1 protein-coding gene is annotated in these 506 nt (G+C 33.4%); it reads left to right on the top strand.

The genetic code is table 11. The annotated features are described in order from the left end of the window. Positions 1 to 25 precede the first annotated feature (25 nt). Entirely contained in the window at positions 26 to 478 is a 453-nt protein-coding gene (locus HNS38_RS20165) for a hypothetical protein (protein WP_172347019.1), read from the top strand. Positions 479 to 506: the final 28 nt, after the last annotated feature.

The raw sequence follows: 506 nt of genomic DNA, 5'->3' as shown, positions 1-506 counted from the left end.
TATTTGGGTGTCCCAAAGATAATTTATGTTTATTCGGAGAAAGAAAAATACATCTGGAAGCATTAGTATTCAGATTATTAACAAGTCAAAAGGTCATTATAAAGTGATTAAGACAATAGGTTGCGCCACTATGCAGCACGATATTGAGAAACTTGAACAGGAAGCAAAACAAGAAATACAAACACTAGAACACCAAGGCCAATTAGTATTGTTCGAGTCGAAACCTGATGAGTTAATAAGAAGTGCTTTTAGCTCCTTGAATAATTCAAATATTCAAACAATAGGTCCGGAGTTAATTTTTGGGAAAATATTTGAGTTCATCGGCTTAAACCAAATAGATGATGTTTTATTCAGACATTTGGTAATCTCTCGATTAGCATTTCCGTTAAGCAAACTCAAAACGATAGATTATCTACACAGGTATCAGGGTGCTACGCTAGAAATCAGTGCTATTTACAGGTTTCTAGATAAATTATAAGACAAGTACAAAGGAAAAGTAGAACAAA

Origin of the sequence: Lentimicrobium sp. L6 (assembly GCF_013166655.1) — a bacterium.
Taxonomy (GTDB): Bacteria; Bacteroidota; Bacteroidia; order Bacteroidales; family UBA12170; genus UBA12170.
The sequence above is the reverse complement of the archived record's forward strand: the minus strand, read 5'-3'. Positions and strand labels throughout refer to the sequence as shown.

What these genes read in the sequence shown, in the direction of transcription:
- HNS38_RS20165 (WP_172347019.1), top strand. Translation starts at nt 26, where the DNA reads ATGTTTATTCGGAGAAAGAAAAATACATCTGGAAGCATTAGTATTCAG.